Origin of the sequence: Parasutterella muris (genome assembly GCF_009767915.1) — a bacterium.
Lineage (GTDB): Bacteria > Pseudomonadota > Gammaproteobacteria > Burkholderiales > Burkholderiaceae_F > Parasutterella > Parasutterella muris.
This window is the reverse complement of sequence record NZ_WSRP01000092.1, coordinates 1-1,795: the sequence shown is the minus strand read 5'-3', so window position 1 is coordinate 1,795 and position 1,795 is coordinate 1. Positions and strand designations below refer to the sequence as shown.

Here is a 1,795-nt window from a genome sequence, read left to right as displayed (position 1 = left end):
AATGCATGGATGGACTTCTTTAACTTCATAGGCGATAATTATAACCTATGAAAGAAACCAATCACCCTACAAATATGGATAGCAAAACTCAGGAACAGTGCTTCTTAGAAACAGGTTTCATACATCCCGTGTTCGTGAAGAACAATCATGGGATTCGTTATGCGATTTTCTACAAGAACCGCTGGAACAACAATAAATGTGAAAAGGTTTTCCAAAAGACTGTTGGAAGACTTTTGGAAGATGATTCAATTGAGTTGGGAAGGAGGTTTCTCGCTGAATATCCGGCTTTAAAAGACTGCAAGGCAAAACTTGTTGGAAGGAAGGTTCGATTGTTTGGGGGCGTCGCATGTCCTTTGCCGCCTTTGGTTCCAAATGCAGAGCAGAGGAAAGCTTTTCTTGATGAACTTGATCAAGATACACGTTTGTCGGCCGGTGCCTCATATGTTTTATGGGAAATTGCTAAGCAAAACCATTTACAAGCTGATTTGGAAGCGGTTTTCGGTAAAGACAGGGCTGCTTATCTTCTTTCTTTGGCTATATTTTTTGCAGCAGACCCGGGTGCAGTTGCTTCTGAGTTTGAAATTTACAGCGCCCAAACATGGCTTCCCTGTACGCCGACCGACTCTCAGCATGTTTCTGATCTCTTTGAGCAAGTCTCTAACCCGGAGATAATGTCTTTTCTGAGGAAACGGCTGCTGTACTCGCAGCTGGAGACTAAAGGAGACGTCTATTGGAGCTTTGATACGACATCAATATCGTCTTATTCCGAAACGATCCGCAAAGTCGCTTACGGCTATAGCAAAGAAAACTCGGAATTGCCTCAATTAAATTTATGGTTGATTGTCTCGGAATATTCCGGAGAACCTCTCTACTACAAAGTGCTGGAGGGTTCTCTGAGTGATCCATTAGCCTTAAGACAAATGCTTGCGGACGCCGCCGATTTAGGAAGCTCTCAGGTGAACTTAGTGATGGATAGAGCTTTCAGTTCTCCTACTTTGCTCGACCGGCTCTACGAACAGAATTTAGGATTTATTTGTGGCTCTAAGACTAATCTGAATTACTGCAAATCTGTTCTGAGCAGCTTCGAACCCCAGCTCCGATTCGGAGGCGTTGATACATTCTTAGAGGAATTTGGCGTCCAGGCTAAAACTTCGTCAACAACGTGGTCTTACAGAGACCCTGCAACCGGATATTTGGAAACGCGGCCTCTTTACATTCATGTCTATTTGGATCCGGCGCGAGCCGCCACTGAAAATGAGTCTCTTCTCAGGCAAATTAAGGAAGTTCAAGACAAACTTGCAGAGAAAATCGCCCTCAAGGACTCAGATAAGGATTTAATTAAACGTTTCTTCATAAAGAGCTCTCAGGGATGGAGTTACAGTCCGAAGAAATGGGAAAACAAGGCGCACAGCCTCGGGCTGTTCGTTCTTGTCTCGAACACCGTAGGCTCAGCAAATGAAGCTCTCAGAATATATCGACAGAGAGATATCATCGAAAAAAACTTCAACAATCTCAAAGAACGGTGCTCAGGCCGTCGAATGCGCTGCCGGGAAAGAGCTCTTGAAGGAAAAGTCTTCGTTTTATTTTTAAGCCTGATCCTTCTAATGAATCTGAAGATGAGATTTACCTTAGCAAAGAGAACCGAAGCGAAGCTGGACGCATCGTCGAAGTACTTGCCGAACGATACACCGGACTTCCTGAGAATGATGGGAGCTGTTGACGTAACCAGCAGGAAATCTGACGAAGAAAACTCTTTTTACTGGGACCTAATCCCCAAGAAACTAAGAGCGACGAT

Annotated in this window: 1 protein-coding gene; it reads left to right on the top strand. The window is 44.2% G+C overall.

The features are described from left to right. Positions 1–47: 47 nt before the first annotated feature. The coding region (locus tag E5987_RS12665; RefSeq protein WP_160336427.1) for an IS1634 family transposase at positions 48–1,795 on the top strand (1,748 nt) is incomplete at its 3' end.